Here is a 12,732-nt window from a genome sequence, read left to right on the forward strand (position 1 = left end):
TCGCCGGCGCCACAAGGCAGCGAAGATCAAGGAACGGGCGGGGCAGCGTCCAACCGAGCGGTCACGCCACCAGGCCCTCGTCACGAGACAGGCCACGGAATCGACCGTCAACGGCCGACGGTCACCGGGAGGCGCGCGGACGCCGTCCGACGTCGTCGGGATGCAGCAGACGGAGCATCGCTTCACGCAGAACGGACACGACGGCCTGCTCCTCGACCTCGTCGCGATCCCTCGAGAACAGCATGTAGAGATTCCGCTCGACCATCCAGCAGGCGATCTCGGCGGCTCGCTCCGCTCCTCCGAGAGGCGTCGGGTCGAGGGTCGGGTCCAACGCGGCCTCGTCCTCCACCCGTCTGGCGATGATGTCCGCAAAGCCCTGCATGATGCCACGCCACCGATCAGTGGACTCATCGGCGTGGGAGCTGCGCTCCTCGGCCGCAAGGAACACGACGCGATGAGCGCGCCAGCCTTCGACGGCTGCGACGACGACACCGGTGATGAACTCCTCGAACGCCTCCTTGCGCGGCAGGTCGAGGAACTCCTGGAGCATCTCGGCCGAAGCGCGGTCGACGAGTCCGTCCACCACGGCCCACTTGCTGTCGAAGTAGAAGTAGAAGCTCGACCGCGAGACGCCGACCGCCTCGGCCACCTGCTCGATCGTGAGATCCAGTGCGGGCCGCTCCGCCAGGAGCAGCTCGGCGGCGTCGAGAATCTCAGCACGTCGTCGATCACCCTTGCGCGCAGCCTGAGTGTGACGTGGGCGAGCGCGACCACCTTCTCGGCCTTCTCCATGCACGCTCACGGAGACCAACCTAGAGGACATCGACTCCGACATCCGTCCCGGTGCGCCACTTTCGATGGTTTGACGATATTTCTCGACATAGTGTTGACTTTCGGATGTGGCTCGGGCCACAGTGTTCGCGACCAACCCCACGATCCACCGTGGGTCGAACGCGAAGGAGCAGCGATGCCGTGGGCCAGCCTCGACCTCGACGGTCGACCGAAGATCGGTTACGTGCACGACGATGCGGTGCGGGTGGCCCATGACGATCGGACAATGATCGAACTTGTCGCAGCCGGAGTCCGTGCTCGGCAGGATCTTCAACGCGAGCTCCTCAACCGTCCGGCTGCCGTGATCCCGGTCGACGAGGTGACACTGGCCGCCCCTGTACCCCGCCCTTCCGCGGTCCGCGATGCGCTCTGCTTCCTGGATCACATGCGCGGATGCATGCGAGCCCTGGGACGCAGCGATGAGCTCGGCCCGGTCTGGAGCGAGATCCCCGCCTTCTACTTCGCCAACCCTGCGGCCGTCCTCGGGCCACGCGACGACGTGGCCATCTCACCGGGATCACGCTGGTTCGACCTGGAGCTCGAGGTCGGGGTCGTCATCGGCACCCCGGGGCGCGACATCAAGCCTGCCGACGCCGAGAACCACGTCGCGGGCTACACGTTCTTCAACGACTGGACGGCCCGCGACCTCCAGGTCAAAGACCTCGAGCTCGGACTCGGACAGGGCAAGGGCAAGGACTCAGCCATCACGCTCGGCCCCTGGCTGGTCACCGCCGAGGAAGTCGCCGACCAGCGCGAGGGCGACCGAATCGATCTCCGCGTCGCCGCCACCGTCAACGGCACGACCTTGGCCGAGGGAACGACGCTCGACATGGACTGGACGTTCGCCGAGGTCATCGCGTTCGCCTCGCGCGGCACAGTGCTCTCCGCCGGTGATGTGATCGGGTCCGGGACACTCCCGGGCGGTTGCCTCCTTGAGCACGCCACGCCAGAGACGCTCGCCGACGAGAGCCACTGGCTGCAGGTCGGTGACGTCGTGTCGCTGCACGGGACCCAGCTGGGCTCCACCCGGCAGACGGTCGTTGCCGCGGACCCTGTCCACCCGTTGCGTCAACGCTGACCACCACCCCGAGAGAAGGAACACGATCATGGTCGACTACACCCTGGGACTGCACGAAGTCGCCGACGGCGTCCGGGCCTGGCTGGCCCCCGACGGGGGCTGGGGCCTCAGCAACGCCGGGCTGATCAGCGGGGAAGGAGAGTCCTTCCTCATCGACACGCTCTTCGACTATGACCTGACCCGGACGATGCTCTCGGCGATGCAGCCGATCACCAACTCCGCCCCCATCGTCGCGGCCCTCAACACCCACGCCAACGGCGACCACACATTCGGCAACTCACTGCTCGATACATCGGTGCGCATCCACGCCACCACCCACACCGGCCACGAGATGCATGACATCCCCCCGAAGATGATCAAGGAACTGGTCGAGGCCGACCTCGGCCCGGTGCTGAGCGACTACATGAGCCACTGCTTCGGAGCGTTCAACTTCGAAGGAGTGGAACTCCGCGATCCTGACGTGACGTTCGACGACGAGATCGCCGTGACCGTTGGCGGCCGCGACGTCCGGCTCGTAGAGCTGGCTCCGGCTCACACCCACGGCGACTCGGTAGCCTTCGTCCCGGACACCGGCGTCCTCTTCGGCGGTGACCTGCTCTTCATCGGCGGCACCCCCATCTCCTGGTCCGGCGCGGTGGACAACTGGATCTCGGCATGCGACCGCATGGTCAGCTGGGATCCCCAGGTCGTCGTCCCAGGGCACGGACCCGTCGTCGGAGTCGACGGCATCGCCGAGGTTCGCGCCTACCTGTGCCACGTCCGCGACTACGTGGCCTCGACGATCGCCGAGGGGTTGCCCTGGTTGGAGGCCGTTGATCGGATCGACCTGGATCGGTTCGCCTCGCTGCACGCCTCCGAGCGGATCATCGTGACGACCTACCAGATGTACCGTGCCGCCCTCCCCGAGACCGCCGAGGTGGGAATCGTCGAGCTCTTCGGGCACGCAGCGAGCTGGCGCGCGGCACGCGGCGCCGCCTGATCGCCTCGCCACGTCCAGAGGCGCCGTGCTCCCGGATCTGGGAGCACGCAGTCACTCACCGGGGGGAGATTCAGCCACTGCCGACATTGCACCGTTGAGAAGGAGCTCGACCACCTGATCAACAAACGCGTCGTTGAGAGGAAGGCCGCTCACCAGTCTGCGCATCCACAGCGCCGCTGCCGCAGTCTCGATGAGAACAGCCGGATCGGTGCCGGCCGGAAGTTCTCCACGAGCCACTGCTCGCTCGACGACGTTGGCGGCGGGAGCTACCCGCTGCCTCCAGAAGGACTGCAAGGCCTCACGAAGCTCGGGGGAATGAGCCGCACCACCCACGACGACCCGAGCGACGGTGCCCTCGACGTCACGGGCCAAGAGCGCGGCGATCTCAGTCAGCAAGGCTCGCAGATCATCACGCAGGTTCCCGTTGTCCGGGATCGGGATCTCCCGCTCCGCTGCCTCGAGGCAGGCTTGGGCCACGAGAGTGGACTTCGTTCGCCACCGACGGTAGACGGTCGTCTTGTTGACCCGGGCTCGAACAGCGACGTTCTCCAGGGTCAAACGGTCATAGCCACTTTCGACAAGAAGAGTGATCGTCGCGTCGAAGACCGCGCGCGCCACGCGCGCACTACGGCCCCCCGGGCGTCGACGCGGTGCTGCCACCTGTTCGCTCACATGTTCAGCCTAGGCGCCGGGGACGACCATCGCCCTGTACGCGGTAGCTCACCGGGAGACTCTGCCGGGTCAGGACATGAAACCCCTTCCTGTGACATCCGGCACGGTTGCCGTCCAGAGACCACGCGTCGGCTACCCACCCACATGCCCATGGCTCGGCCCACCTCGCATGAAGTGCTCGGCGATTCATGTGAGGTGGGGCCACTTCGTCATCCGGTGTCGGAGGTCATGGACGGTGCCGGTCTCGGAGAAGGTGCCGTTACCTCGATGGTGGAACTCCACCGCACCGGTCTCGGGAAGATGCCACGCTGCGCGTGCTCGTAGGATCCACAGGTCGTAGGACTCGACGAGAGTGTCGTCGACGACGGCACACTCGATGTTCGCGGTGCATTCGGCGATGAGGGGCGCTTGTACAGATGAGGCCGGCAGCGGCGTGAGCCCGAATTGTTCCCACTTGTCGGTGTCTGCGCTGGAGCAGTTCCCGACATCCACGGTGGTTTCGAGAAGATCGAGGCCGGGTATCGCGATCACGCACTCGCGGCTGCGGTGCAGTGCCCCATAGGTTGCGTCCCACGGACCGATGACAACGGCAAGGGTGCCGTCATGACGAACGGGCATGCTGAACCCGTTCGTCATGACGGTCGGCCACTCACCACCCGCGGTCGTGATCATCAGCGTGGGCCCGGGTTCGATCAGCCTGTGCACCAGCGAGACCGGGTACGACTCGAAGGGGCCGCTCATGTTGGTCACCCGTCGCTGCCGTGGGCAGTGGCAGCTGAAGCCTCACGGAGGGGCGCAGTCTCGCTGTCGATGCGCTCGGCCATCACGGCTCGGCGATCCAGCGCGTCCTGGCCGACGAGCAGGTGCAACGGAAGGTTGGCGCCAGAGACGACCTGGAAGATGAACCTGGCGCCCTTGACCGGATCTCCAAGCTGCGCGTGGTTCGCCTCTTCCCTCCAGTCGAGAGTGACGTGTGCCGGGGTGCCGTCATAGTCCGTGATGCGACCGACGGGCAGCTGTACCGAGGATTCGTCGAGGAAGTCAGTACGGAACACTCCCGGTTCGACGACCATGCTCTGGATTCCGAACGGTTCCAGCTCGGCCGCGAGGGCTTCGCTGATCCCGGCGACGGCGAACTTGGATGCGGAGTACATGCTCACGCCTGGCTCGCCCTCGAACCCGGAACGGGACCCGATGTGCACGAGCTTGCCCGAACCGGCCTTGCGCATGATCGGTAGGACTGCGCGAGTGGTGTTGATCAGGCCGAAGACGTTCACGTCGAACAGCGATCGGGCCTCCTCATCGGTGATTTCCTCGAGTGCACCGAGCAGGGCGCGACCAGCGTTGTTCACGAGTACGTCGATCGTGCCGAACCGGTCGACGATCGCTGCCACGGCTGCGCTGAGCTGGTCCTGGTCGGTGACGTCCAGCGCCACCGGCAGCGACTGCGGGTGCGTGCGGACATCCTCGGGCAGGCGTTCCGGGCTGCGCGCAGCCAAGGCGACCTGCTCGCCACCGGCAAGGGCGGAACGAGCGATCTCCAGACCGAGGCCCCGGGCGGCCCCGGTGATCATCCAGACAGACATAATGTGTTTCCCTTCGTGAGGATCGGGATCAGGCTGCCGCTATCGCGCGACCCTTCTATGCTCGGCGCGGCCCGGCGCTTGGTGAAGGCCCAGAGTTTCGGGGGACGAACTGGGCTACCCTCCGCACCTTCACCGGGAGGGCACATTCGGAGAGCATGGAGACATGAGCGATGCCCTGGGACCCTCACTGGCTGACTACCTGCGTGCCGCGCGCACGCGGCTCAAGCCTGAGAACGCCGGCATTGTCGAGGCCGGGCGGCGCAAGGTCGAGGGATTGCGGCGTGAAGAGCTCGCGATGCTCGCCGGGGTGAGCGTCGACTACTACACCCGTCTCGAACAGGGACGCAGCAAGAGCGCCTCGCCCGCGGTCCTGGATGCGCTGGCCGATGCACTTCAGCTCGATGACACCGAGCGGGCGCACCTGCACACCATCGCCAGACCCGCGCCCTCCCGACGGCGACGCACCGGCAAACCCCAACAACTGCACCGGTCGACGAGATCACTTCTCGAGACTTTCGACGCGGCCCGGCAACCGGCCTTCGTCCTCGGCAGGCGCCTGGACGTCCTCGGCCAGAACAGGATCGCGGCCCTGCTCATCGCCGATTTCGAAGCCATGCCTGCTGATGAGCGCAACCAAGCTCGTTTCGTTTTCCTCGACCCCCACGCCCGCGAGCTGTACCAAGACTGGGGCGAGGTGGCCGCTGATACGGCCGCCATGCTCCGCATGGATGCGGGCAAGTATCCCGACGATCCCATGCTCAGCCGGCTCATCGGCGAGTTGTCAATCCACAGCACCGAGTTCCGGCGGCTGTGGGCACGCAATCGCGTTCACCAGCGCACCACCGGCGCCAAGAACTACCACCATCCGCTCGTCGGTGATCTCACGATCAGCTACCAAGCACTCGTGCTCGGAACCGACGTCGACCAGACGCTCATCGTCTACGACACCGAGCCCGGCTCGCCCTCCGCGCACGCCCTGGAGCTCCTGGCAGAAAGAGCCGCCGAGCAGCCTGCCGTCGGCACGGACGACGAGATGAGCGACGGGCCTGTCCGTCCCTGACGTCGTGGACACCATCCCCCTCACTGCTGAGCAGGCTCAGGGTTGTTCACCGGAGCGTATGTGGCGGTGACGCCGAGCGACACCTACTCCATCCTGGGTGCCGTGGCTGACGACTGAGACGTCACATGCAGTGAGGCCAGCAACTGCAGCTTCTCAGCACTCGATGAATCAGGCTCGGCGTGGTAAACGATCAGCTGGTGACCGGGAGAGCCTTTCACATCGAATGTGTGGTATCGCAACACGAGCTCGCCAACGGCGCGGTGATGAAATGCCTTGGATTCATGTGTCTTGCCGCGCGCGTCGTGCTGGGCCCATAGGTGGCGGAACACCGAGCTGGCTGCAGAGAGCTCCACGAGCAGTGGGCGCACGGCGTCGGCGGAGTCCACGTGCCCCAGCGCAAGCCGCAGGTTGGCCACGCAAGCCTCCGCTGCTCGGTCCCAGTGGACGTAGAAGCCGGTGGCCACCGGATCGAGGAAGGTCATCCGTGCCACGTTGTCGATGCGACCGAAGTCCGAGTACAACGCTCCTGCCAGGTCATTGCGAGCCATGACGTCAAGCTGACGATTGATGATCACGGCGGGAGTGTGCGACCACATGCCGAGGAGATCCAGCAGCGTCCGGTCAGGCATCACGGAGATCGGTGCCAAGGCTTTGGGCGCGAGGCCCGCAAGCCGGAAGAGGTGCCCTCGCTGGTCAAGGTCCAGACAGAGCGCGCTGCCGATCGAGTTGAGAACTGATGGCGACGGGCTGCGTTCGCGCCCCTGCTCCAGGCGCGCATAGTAGTCGACGCTGATTCCAGCCAGCATCGCCACTTCTTCACGACGCAGACCGGGCACCCGCGAACGGGTGTCCCTGGTCAGCGCGACGTCGTCTGGTTGGACGTGGGCGCGGCGGGCCTTGAGGTAGGTGCCGAGAGGTGAGGTGCTCACGTCTCAATCGTAGAATTCGCTGACGCCGGGAGCCAGGACCTGGCGCACCCTGCTGTCATCTCGGTTCCCGTCAGCGGCGGGTCATCATGAACCCAGCGTGGTGCAAGACGCTGTCCTGTAGTTCGCCGAACGCCCAGAAGCCTGAGTCGTCCCTGTACGTGATCCGATCTTCATGGACCCAGTACCGACCGGTATAGGCATCTGCACGACCCCCTCGGGTCTCCGAGTAACGCCCATCCGGCAAGAGATGCTGCTCCAGCCCCCGCGCTGGATCCTCCCACGTCCCCACCCAGGTCGCAGACGTCGCAGCCTCGGCGACGTCAGCTCCTGCTCTTCGAGTAGCCTCGCCATCGCAGACCTCCAGCTGACCGGACACGTAGACCGCCATCACGTCGCGCGGGCTGAGGATCAGCATGGTGCGGACCTGCGTCTCGGTGACGGGGCGGCGCACAACCGCGAAGGTCGCGTCGTTGACAGGCGACAAGTCGTACTCGGCCCGCTTCGAGGCGGGCCGAGCAGCCACCGCACTGTCGACCATGAGAGGCACCACGTACGCACCTGCCGCCGAGATCATGTGAGGTTCCGTGTCGGCCGGTTGCGCAACGATCCGCCCGTCTGACACGAAGAGGTCTCGCACCGTCTCGTCGCCCGGGGTCCGCATCACCATCGCTCCGCTGATGACGAAAGTCCGTGTGCGCTCCTCATTCATCGGATCCTCCGAGTGCTTGGGGGGAGACGCCGTGGCACCCGGAAGAGGTGAGCATGTTCCGCTCGGGGAACAGACGGTCGCGAACGTCGTGGTGAGCACAACGGCAGAAAGTACCCACACACTGCGGGGTCTGGATGTGCCCGTGTGATCAGCGCTCTCACGCTCGGTATTCGGTTCTCGGTCTGCGGCTGCAGCACCGTCCACGTCATCGGCGGGCTTCTGCGGACGAGAGTCGCTCGGCGATCGCGGCTACCGAGTCGTGTACCCGTGTACGCAGCGCATCGATGTCCACTCCGATGAGCCCGCCGTCCCACTTGCGCACCTGGCCGGCGACCCACACCGATGTGATGTTGGAGCGATCGGCGCCGAGCACCAGCGTGCCAACTGGATCATGCAGCGGCATGGTGTTGATCGCCTCGGCATCCACCACGATGAGATCAGCCTGCTTCCCAGGCGTGATCGAACCGGTGCGGTCGTCGAGCCGCAACGTGCGCGCACCCGAGACTGTAGCGAAGTCGAGAACATCGCGAGTCGTGATACGGACGACATCCTGCTCCGTGCCGTACGCGGCGTTGACTGCCCGCATCCGCTGGATGGTCAGCAGAGCCCGCATCTGCGTGAACATGTCAGAGGCCAGCGCGACCTCCACGTCGACCGACAAGCCGGGCCGGATCCCATGGGCGAGGGCCTCATCGACAGGCGGGACGGCATCCTCCAAGCCGATCTGCGCATCCGATGTGGGCGCCAGTGCGACGGTGACGCCGTGATCGCGCATCGCCGCCCACGCGTCAGCCGACAGGGCAGTGGAGTGGATGGACTCGAGGTGTGGGCCGAGCAGACCCTGCCGCTGCCAGGCAAGGATGGCGTGCGATGCCCCCCGCCCGAACATCACATCAAGGCTCACGCCGATGTCCAGGTCTGCGGCCACCCTGGCTAGTTCGGCACCGTACGTCACGTGGGGAGCGATGTCTTCGGTGGCCAGAGCGGCCATGCGCAAGGTGACCAGCTGGTCGTCGTTCGGCACATAGGTGGAGCGCAGCCGAGCCAGGTCGGCGGGCCATTGACCGTCCCAGTTGCCGAAGTGTGGGGCCATGGAAGCGTGCACGCCACGGATGCCGGAGTCGATCAGCGCGGTGATCGCGGCGTCCGCGTGAGTGGCCGTGCGCGAGTTGTGCGAGAAGTCGAGCATCGTAGTGATGCCGCCATCGAGTGCCGTCAGCGCCGCCAGTCGCGTGCCGATGTGGACGTCCTGCGGCGTGTACGCCGGTGCGACGTGCATGAGCGTGGACTGCAGGTACCCGGCGAGGTCGTCGACATCGGGGATCGTTCGACGCATCTGTGCCTGCCAGGCGTGACGATGCGTGTCCACCATGCCGGGGGCCACGATGCTCCCGGTCACGTCGACCACGATGGCGGCAGACGCCGACAGCTCATGCCCGACCTCCTCGATGTATGCACCGCGAAGCAGGACGTCACCAGAGTCGATGATCCCCCGCTCGGCATCCATGGTGACGACGGTCGCGCCGCGAAGCAGGACGAGCCTGTCAGGATCGCCATCAGAGGCAATCAGCGACTCGAGCGTCAGGCGGGCGTTCATCGGCTCGCCTGCTGGTGCATCGTGTACCCGGCGTGGTGCAGCGTATCGCCGATGAAGCGTCCGAATGCCCAGAAGCCAAGGTCGTCCAGGTAGTCGATGCGATCGCCGTCCACCCAGTAGCGACCCTGGAAAGCGTGCGGACGTCCACCACGCGTCTCGTCGTAGCGGCCGCCGGCGGTGAGCTCCTGGTGCAGGAAGTCCTCGGTGTCCACCCAAACACCCACACGACGCGGGTCCACCGCCACGCTCTCTGGCTGGAGCGATGCAGTCGACGCTCCGCCGAGGTGTTCGCCGGCCCAGTGCGTGGGCTGCCCGTCCTTGAGCACGGCGAGTAGCAGATCATGGCGGGCGTAGGCGGCGTGGAGGACAGCCGGGAGATCAGGCGCGTGATCGGACGCTACGACCACGAAGCTAGCGTCGGAGCCGGGCGCGAGCGTCCCGGCCCCGGAGCCTCGTTCAACAGTGCCGAGAGCTGTACCCACGTCAAGGCGGGCCGGCAGGATGACGGTGTCGCTGGCGTCGATGACCACGGCGTCGTCGTCCTCTGCCGCAGTGACGATGCCAGGGCCGATGCCGACGATCACGCTTCCGCCGATCAGGACATCGGCATCGCACATGACGCCGATCAGCGGATCGAAGGTGTGAACCGTCGCGTTGGTCAACAGCAATGGTCGGTCAGCTCGGGTCCGCACGGCGGCGAGACCACCGGTGGTGAAGGCGGGATGGGTTTTCGACATAGCCCCATGCTCGTGCGACTCGACCTAGCCCGGAAGGGCGGAACGCACCCTGGGAGTGATGGACCCACCCGGGCGTCCTCATCCACGTGCGCGCCGAGGTGACCGTCCATCACATGACGATCCCTGCAGGCACACCAGCCGTTCCGCGCTACGCCGCCCCCTCGGCCCGCACCTGTCGGCCACGCTCTCCCCCCGAAGGCTGCAGTGGCCACTCTGTACCGTTGCACGGCGGCTCGACGGTCACGGTGGAGCCGTGCGTCAGCCCGAGAGTCTCGAGGCCGGGATCCTCTTGGCTCGCCGACCCCATGTTTGCGTCCACTTCACACCACCCCAAGCGACAAAACGAGCGACGACATCCGCGGGGCATCTCACACCTATCGACCCGGTCCGCGAATACATACTTGGAGCCCCAGCGGAAGCGTCGACGCCGACCCGGCGCCGCCTATGAGGATCGACTCGCGCTGGCGCGCTGCATCTCGATGCGCCGATCCTTACCGATGACGCCGAGGTGGGTATGCGCGAATGGACCAAGTTTCAGACCGTAGCCCAAGGCACGGTCGACAGCGACGTGGAACCCCCAACAAGCGGCGACCAGCACCAGCCCGTTGGCGTTTACGTCACCGAGCTGCAGTACTGCCCAGCTCGAAACCAGTATCGCGGGCACGGCGTAGTTGTGCACCAGGTTGTAGGAGAACGCCCCAACCCGTTGGCTGACCAGGTATCCCAGCGCGGAAAGATCGAACGCCAGGAACGCGACCAGTAGCAGCCACCACGGGTGCCCCCAGGCGATGAGCACAATGAAGATGCTGAGGGCAATGAGCGCGTTCTCTGCACGCTGCCAACCCAACACCTGACGGTCTGACCCTTCCTCCACAGACATGCTGACTCCTTCTTCTTGATCCAAGTTTGCTTCATGGGTTCAGACGGCCGCGCGCCACTCCCGGATGATCTTCACGACCTCATCCAGGTGAGACTCCAGGAGGAAATGGCCGCCGTCGAGCAGTTCGATGCGAGCATCTGGTACATCACGAGCGAACGCGGTGGCACCGGCGGGGTCGAAGATCTCGTCGTTCCTTCCCCAGATGGCCAATACCGGGGTGGCAGAGCCGCGTAGCCAGTCATGGACCTGCGGGTACAGAGCTCGGTTGCTGGCGTAGTCGGCGAACAGAGCAAGCTGCGCACGGTCGACACCAGGCCGAGCCATCAGGGCAATGTCATGCTCCCAGACATCAGGGGCAACAGTGGCGACGTCGGGCACACCGTGCGTGTACTGCCACTCGATGGCCTCACGCCCAAGCGCGGGACGCAGCGCCTGCTCATGGGAGGCAGAGGGCTCGGCACCATAGTTCCAGATCGGATCCCAGAACCCCGGAACGAATCCCTCCTCGTAGGCGTTGCCGTTCTGCGAGATCACGCCCTCGACTGACTCCGGGTTCGCCAGGGCGAGGCGCCAAGCAATCGGAGCCCCGTAATCCTGCACATACACGGTGTACCTATTGACTCCGACCGCCTCGAGAAATGCGGAGGTGACCTCGGCAAGGTTCTTGAAGGTGTAGGCGAAGTCATCGACGGATGGATTCGAGGAGCGGCCGAACCCGATGTGATCGGGAGCGATGACGCGGTACCGATCTGCAAGAGCCGGGATCAGATGCCGGAACATGTGGGAACTTGCGGGGTACCCATGGAGCAGCAGTATCGCAGGAGCCTCCTGCGGTCCTGCTTCCCGATAGAAGACGTCCAGCCCGCTGACGGACACGATGCGGTGTTGAACGACAGCCATGCTAACCCTTAAAAAGTATTTTTCTGGTTATCTTCACGGTATCATTGTCTACGAACCACGAGTCCTAGGGACTGCGCCGTTACGGAGGGCTGCAATGATTGAGGACGAGGATCTCCTGATGGCGGTACTGAACAGCGCCCCAAACGTCGACGGCGTGCCCATCGATCACCTCGACGATCCAACAGAGGACCAGCTCGCAGCACAGTTTGGCGGGCGCGGCACAGAGACTGAACGACTGCGCCTCCAGTACGCACGCGGCGCCCTGCAAGCTGTCATCCGCGGCGAAACCGCCGCTGCCGAACGCCTCACCCCGATCCTGAATGAGGTGGCCCTACTGCCGGAGGCAACCGCTGAGGGCCTTCAGTGGAGGCTCGAGGCACCCGCCGATGAGCGGCTCGCTGCACGAATGATTTTGGCGTGGTCGCGGGTCGCACAGAGGTTGCCTGGGCGGCTACGCCCGTGCGCCAACACCGAGTGCAATCTCTTCCTCATCGATCACAGTCGGCCGGGCACGGCCAAGTGGTGCTCTATGGCCACCTGCGGAAACCGGATGAAGGTGCGTGCCCACGCCCGGCGCGCCCGACGATCATGACCGCCCTCGAGCCACTCGAACCCGAACGGCGCCTCGTCTCGATCTCGCGTCTGGCTGGCTGCGGCCTGGGGCGCTCCTGTCATCGACCGGCGTCGTGGACGAGCCGTGCCAGCTGCTCGACGGCGTCGAGCTTGGCGCGGTTCGCGGGCACGGTGAGGTCGAAGCGCGCTGCATAGACGCTG

The 12,732-nt window shown here is 65.6% G+C and carries 14 protein-coding genes; 4 read left to right on the top strand and 10 right to left on the bottom strand.

The genetic code is table 11. The features are described from left to right. Window positions 1-121 precede the first annotated feature (121 nt). Window positions 122-802 carry a TetR/AcrR family transcriptional regulator gene (locus tag ACEVFP_RS18170; protein ID WP_375000919.1) on the bottom strand — a complete coding sequence of 227 codons (681 nt, stop codon included), beginning with the start codon at window positions 800-802 and terminating at the stop codon, window positions 122-124. A gap of 165 nt (window positions 803-967) precedes the next feature. On the opposite strand from ACEVFP_RS18170, the gene ACEVFP_RS18175 reads away from it, so the two are divergent. Then, the gene (locus ACEVFP_RS18175) at window positions 968-1,909 is read left to right on the top strand and encodes a fumarylacetoacetate hydrolase family protein (protein WP_375000920.1); all 942 of its coding nucleotides are present in this window, start codon (window positions 968-970) and stop codon (window positions 1,907-1,909) included. Between the two features lie 28 nt (window positions 1,910-1,937). Then, the gene (locus tag ACEVFP_RS18180) at window positions 1,938-2,888 is read left to right on the top strand and encodes an MBL fold metallo-hydrolase (RefSeq protein WP_375000922.1); all 951 of its coding nucleotides are present in this window, start codon (window positions 1,938-1,940) and stop codon (window positions 2,886-2,888) included. A 51-nt stretch (window positions 2,889-2,939) separates the two neighbouring features. On the opposite strand, the gene ACEVFP_RS18185 is transcribed toward ACEVFP_RS18180, so the two are convergent. The 3 genes from ACEVFP_RS18185 to ACEVFP_RS18195 all read right to left on the bottom strand — a co-directional run bounded on the left by ACEVFP_RS18185 (window position 2,940) and on the right by ACEVFP_RS18195 (window position 5,146). Further along, window positions 2,940-3,560 (bottom strand): TetR/AcrR family transcriptional regulator, encoded by a 621-nt coding sequence (locus ACEVFP_RS18185; protein ID WP_375000923.1) that lies wholly within the window; start codon window positions 3,558-3,560, stop codon window positions 2,940-2,942. Window positions 3,561-3,746: 186 nt separating this feature from the next. After that, a complete protein-coding gene (locus ACEVFP_RS18190) occupies window positions 3,747-4,301 on the bottom strand; it encodes a flavin reductase family protein (RefSeq protein WP_375000925.1) in 555 nt (184 codons plus the stop codon). Between the two features lie 5 nt (window positions 4,302-4,306). Next, complete coding sequence (locus tag ACEVFP_RS18195; RefSeq protein WP_375000927.1) at window positions 4,307-5,146, bottom strand: SDR family NAD(P)-dependent oxidoreductase; 840 nt, start codon at window positions 5,144-5,146, stop codon at window positions 4,307-4,309. Window positions 5,147-5,309: 163 nt separating this feature from the next. Between ACEVFP_RS18195 and ACEVFP_RS18200 the strand changes: the two genes are divergently transcribed. Then, entirely contained in the window at window positions 5,310-6,206 is an 897-nt protein-coding gene (locus tag ACEVFP_RS18200) for a helix-turn-helix transcriptional regulator (RefSeq protein WP_375000929.1), read from the top strand. A gap of 83 nt (window positions 6,207-6,289) precedes the next feature. On the opposite strand, the gene ACEVFP_RS18205 is transcribed toward ACEVFP_RS18200, so the two are convergent. The 6 genes from ACEVFP_RS18205 to ACEVFP_RS18230 all read right to left on the bottom strand — a co-directional run bounded on the left by ACEVFP_RS18205 (window position 6,290) and on the right by ACEVFP_RS18230 (window position 11,958). After that, window positions 6,290-7,135 (bottom strand): helix-turn-helix domain-containing protein, encoded by an 846-nt coding sequence (locus ACEVFP_RS18205; RefSeq protein WP_375000931.1) that lies wholly within the window; start codon window positions 7,133-7,135, stop codon window positions 6,290-6,292. 70 nt (window positions 7,136-7,205) lie between these two features. After that, window positions 7,206-7,844, bottom strand: a complete 639-nt coding sequence (locus ACEVFP_RS18210) for an Atu4866 domain-containing protein (protein WP_375000933.1) — start codon at window positions 7,842-7,844, stop codon at window positions 7,206-7,208. A gap of 205 nt (window positions 7,845-8,049) precedes the next feature. After that, window positions 8,050-9,441: an amidohydrolase family protein gene (locus ACEVFP_RS18215; RefSeq protein ID WP_375000935.1), complete on the bottom strand. Its 1,392-nt coding sequence runs from the start codon at window positions 9,439-9,441 to the stop codon at window positions 8,050-8,052. Continuing rightward, entirely contained in the window at window positions 9,438-10,178 is a 741-nt protein-coding gene (locus ACEVFP_RS18220; protein ID WP_375000936.1) for an Atu4866 domain-containing protein, read from the bottom strand. The genes ACEVFP_RS18215 and ACEVFP_RS18220 overlap by 4 nt, the downstream gene beginning before the upstream one ends. A 442-nt stretch (window positions 10,179-10,620) precedes the next feature. Further along, window positions 10,621-11,058 (bottom strand): DUF4260 family protein, encoded by a 438-nt coding sequence (locus ACEVFP_RS18225; protein ID WP_375000938.1) that lies wholly within the window; start codon window positions 11,056-11,058, stop codon window positions 10,621-10,623. Window positions 11,059-11,097: 39 nt separating this feature from the next. Further along, window positions 11,098-11,958, bottom strand: coding sequence for an alpha/beta fold hydrolase (locus tag ACEVFP_RS18230; RefSeq protein WP_375000940.1), 861 nt, complete (start codon window positions 11,956-11,958; stop codon window positions 11,098-11,100). 94 nt (window positions 11,959-12,052) lie between these two features. On the opposite strand from ACEVFP_RS18230, the gene ACEVFP_RS18235 reads away from it, so the two are divergent. Continuing rightward, window positions 12,053-12,550: a CGNR zinc finger domain-containing protein gene (locus ACEVFP_RS18235; RefSeq protein WP_375000942.1), complete on the top strand. Its 498-nt coding sequence runs from the start codon at window positions 12,053-12,055 to the stop codon at window positions 12,548-12,550. Window positions 12,551-12,732: the final 182 nt, after the last annotated feature.

This window comes from Aeromicrobium sp. CTD01-1L150, from assembly GCF_041951745.1.
GTDB lineage: Bacteria > Actinomycetota > Actinomycetes > Propionibacteriales > Nocardioidaceae > Aeromicrobium.

What these genes read in the sequence shown, in the direction of transcription:
- ACEVFP_RS18175 (WP_375000920.1), top strand. Translation starts at nt 968, where the DNA reads ATGCCGTGGGCCAGCCTCGACCTCGACGGTCGACCGAAGATCGGTTAC.
- ACEVFP_RS18180 (WP_375000922.1), top strand. Translation starts at nt 1,938, where the DNA reads ATGGTCGACTACACCCTGGGACTGCACGAAGTCGCCGACGGCGTCCGG.
- ACEVFP_RS18190 (WP_375000925.1), bottom strand. Translation starts at nt 4,301, where the DNA reads ATGAGCGGCCCCTTCGAGTCGTACCCGGTCTCGCTGGTGCACAGGCTG.
- ACEVFP_RS18195 (WP_375000927.1), bottom strand. Translation starts at nt 5,146, where the DNA reads ATGTCTGTCTGGATGATCACCGGGGCCGCCCGGGGCCTCGGTCTGGAG.
- ACEVFP_RS18200 (WP_375000929.1), top strand. Translation starts at nt 5,310, where the DNA reads ATGAGCGATGCCCTGGGACCCTCACTGGCTGACTACCTGCGTGCCGCG.
- ACEVFP_RS18210 (WP_375000933.1), bottom strand. Translation starts at nt 7,844, where the DNA reads ATGAATGAGGAGCGCACACGGACTTTCGTCATCAGCGGAGCGATGGTG.
- ACEVFP_RS18215 (WP_375000935.1), bottom strand. Translation starts at nt 9,441, where the DNA reads ATGAACGCCCGCCTGACGCTCGAGTCGCTGATTGCCTCTGATGGCGAT.
- ACEVFP_RS18220 (WP_375000936.1), bottom strand. Translation starts at nt 10,178, where the DNA reads ATGTCGAAAACCCATCCCGCCTTCACCACCGGTGGTCTCGCCGCCGTG.
- ACEVFP_RS18225 (WP_375000938.1), bottom strand. Translation starts at nt 11,058, where the DNA reads ATGTCTGTGGAGGAAGGGTCAGACCGTCAGGTGTTGGGTTGGCAGCGT.
- ACEVFP_RS18230 (WP_375000940.1), bottom strand. Translation starts at nt 11,958, where the DNA reads ATGGCTGTCGTTCAACACCGCATCGTGTCCGTCAGCGGGCTGGACGTC.
- ACEVFP_RS18235 (WP_375000942.1), top strand. Translation starts at nt 12,053, where the DNA reads ATGATTGAGGACGAGGATCTCCTGATGGCGGTACTGAACAGCGCCCCA.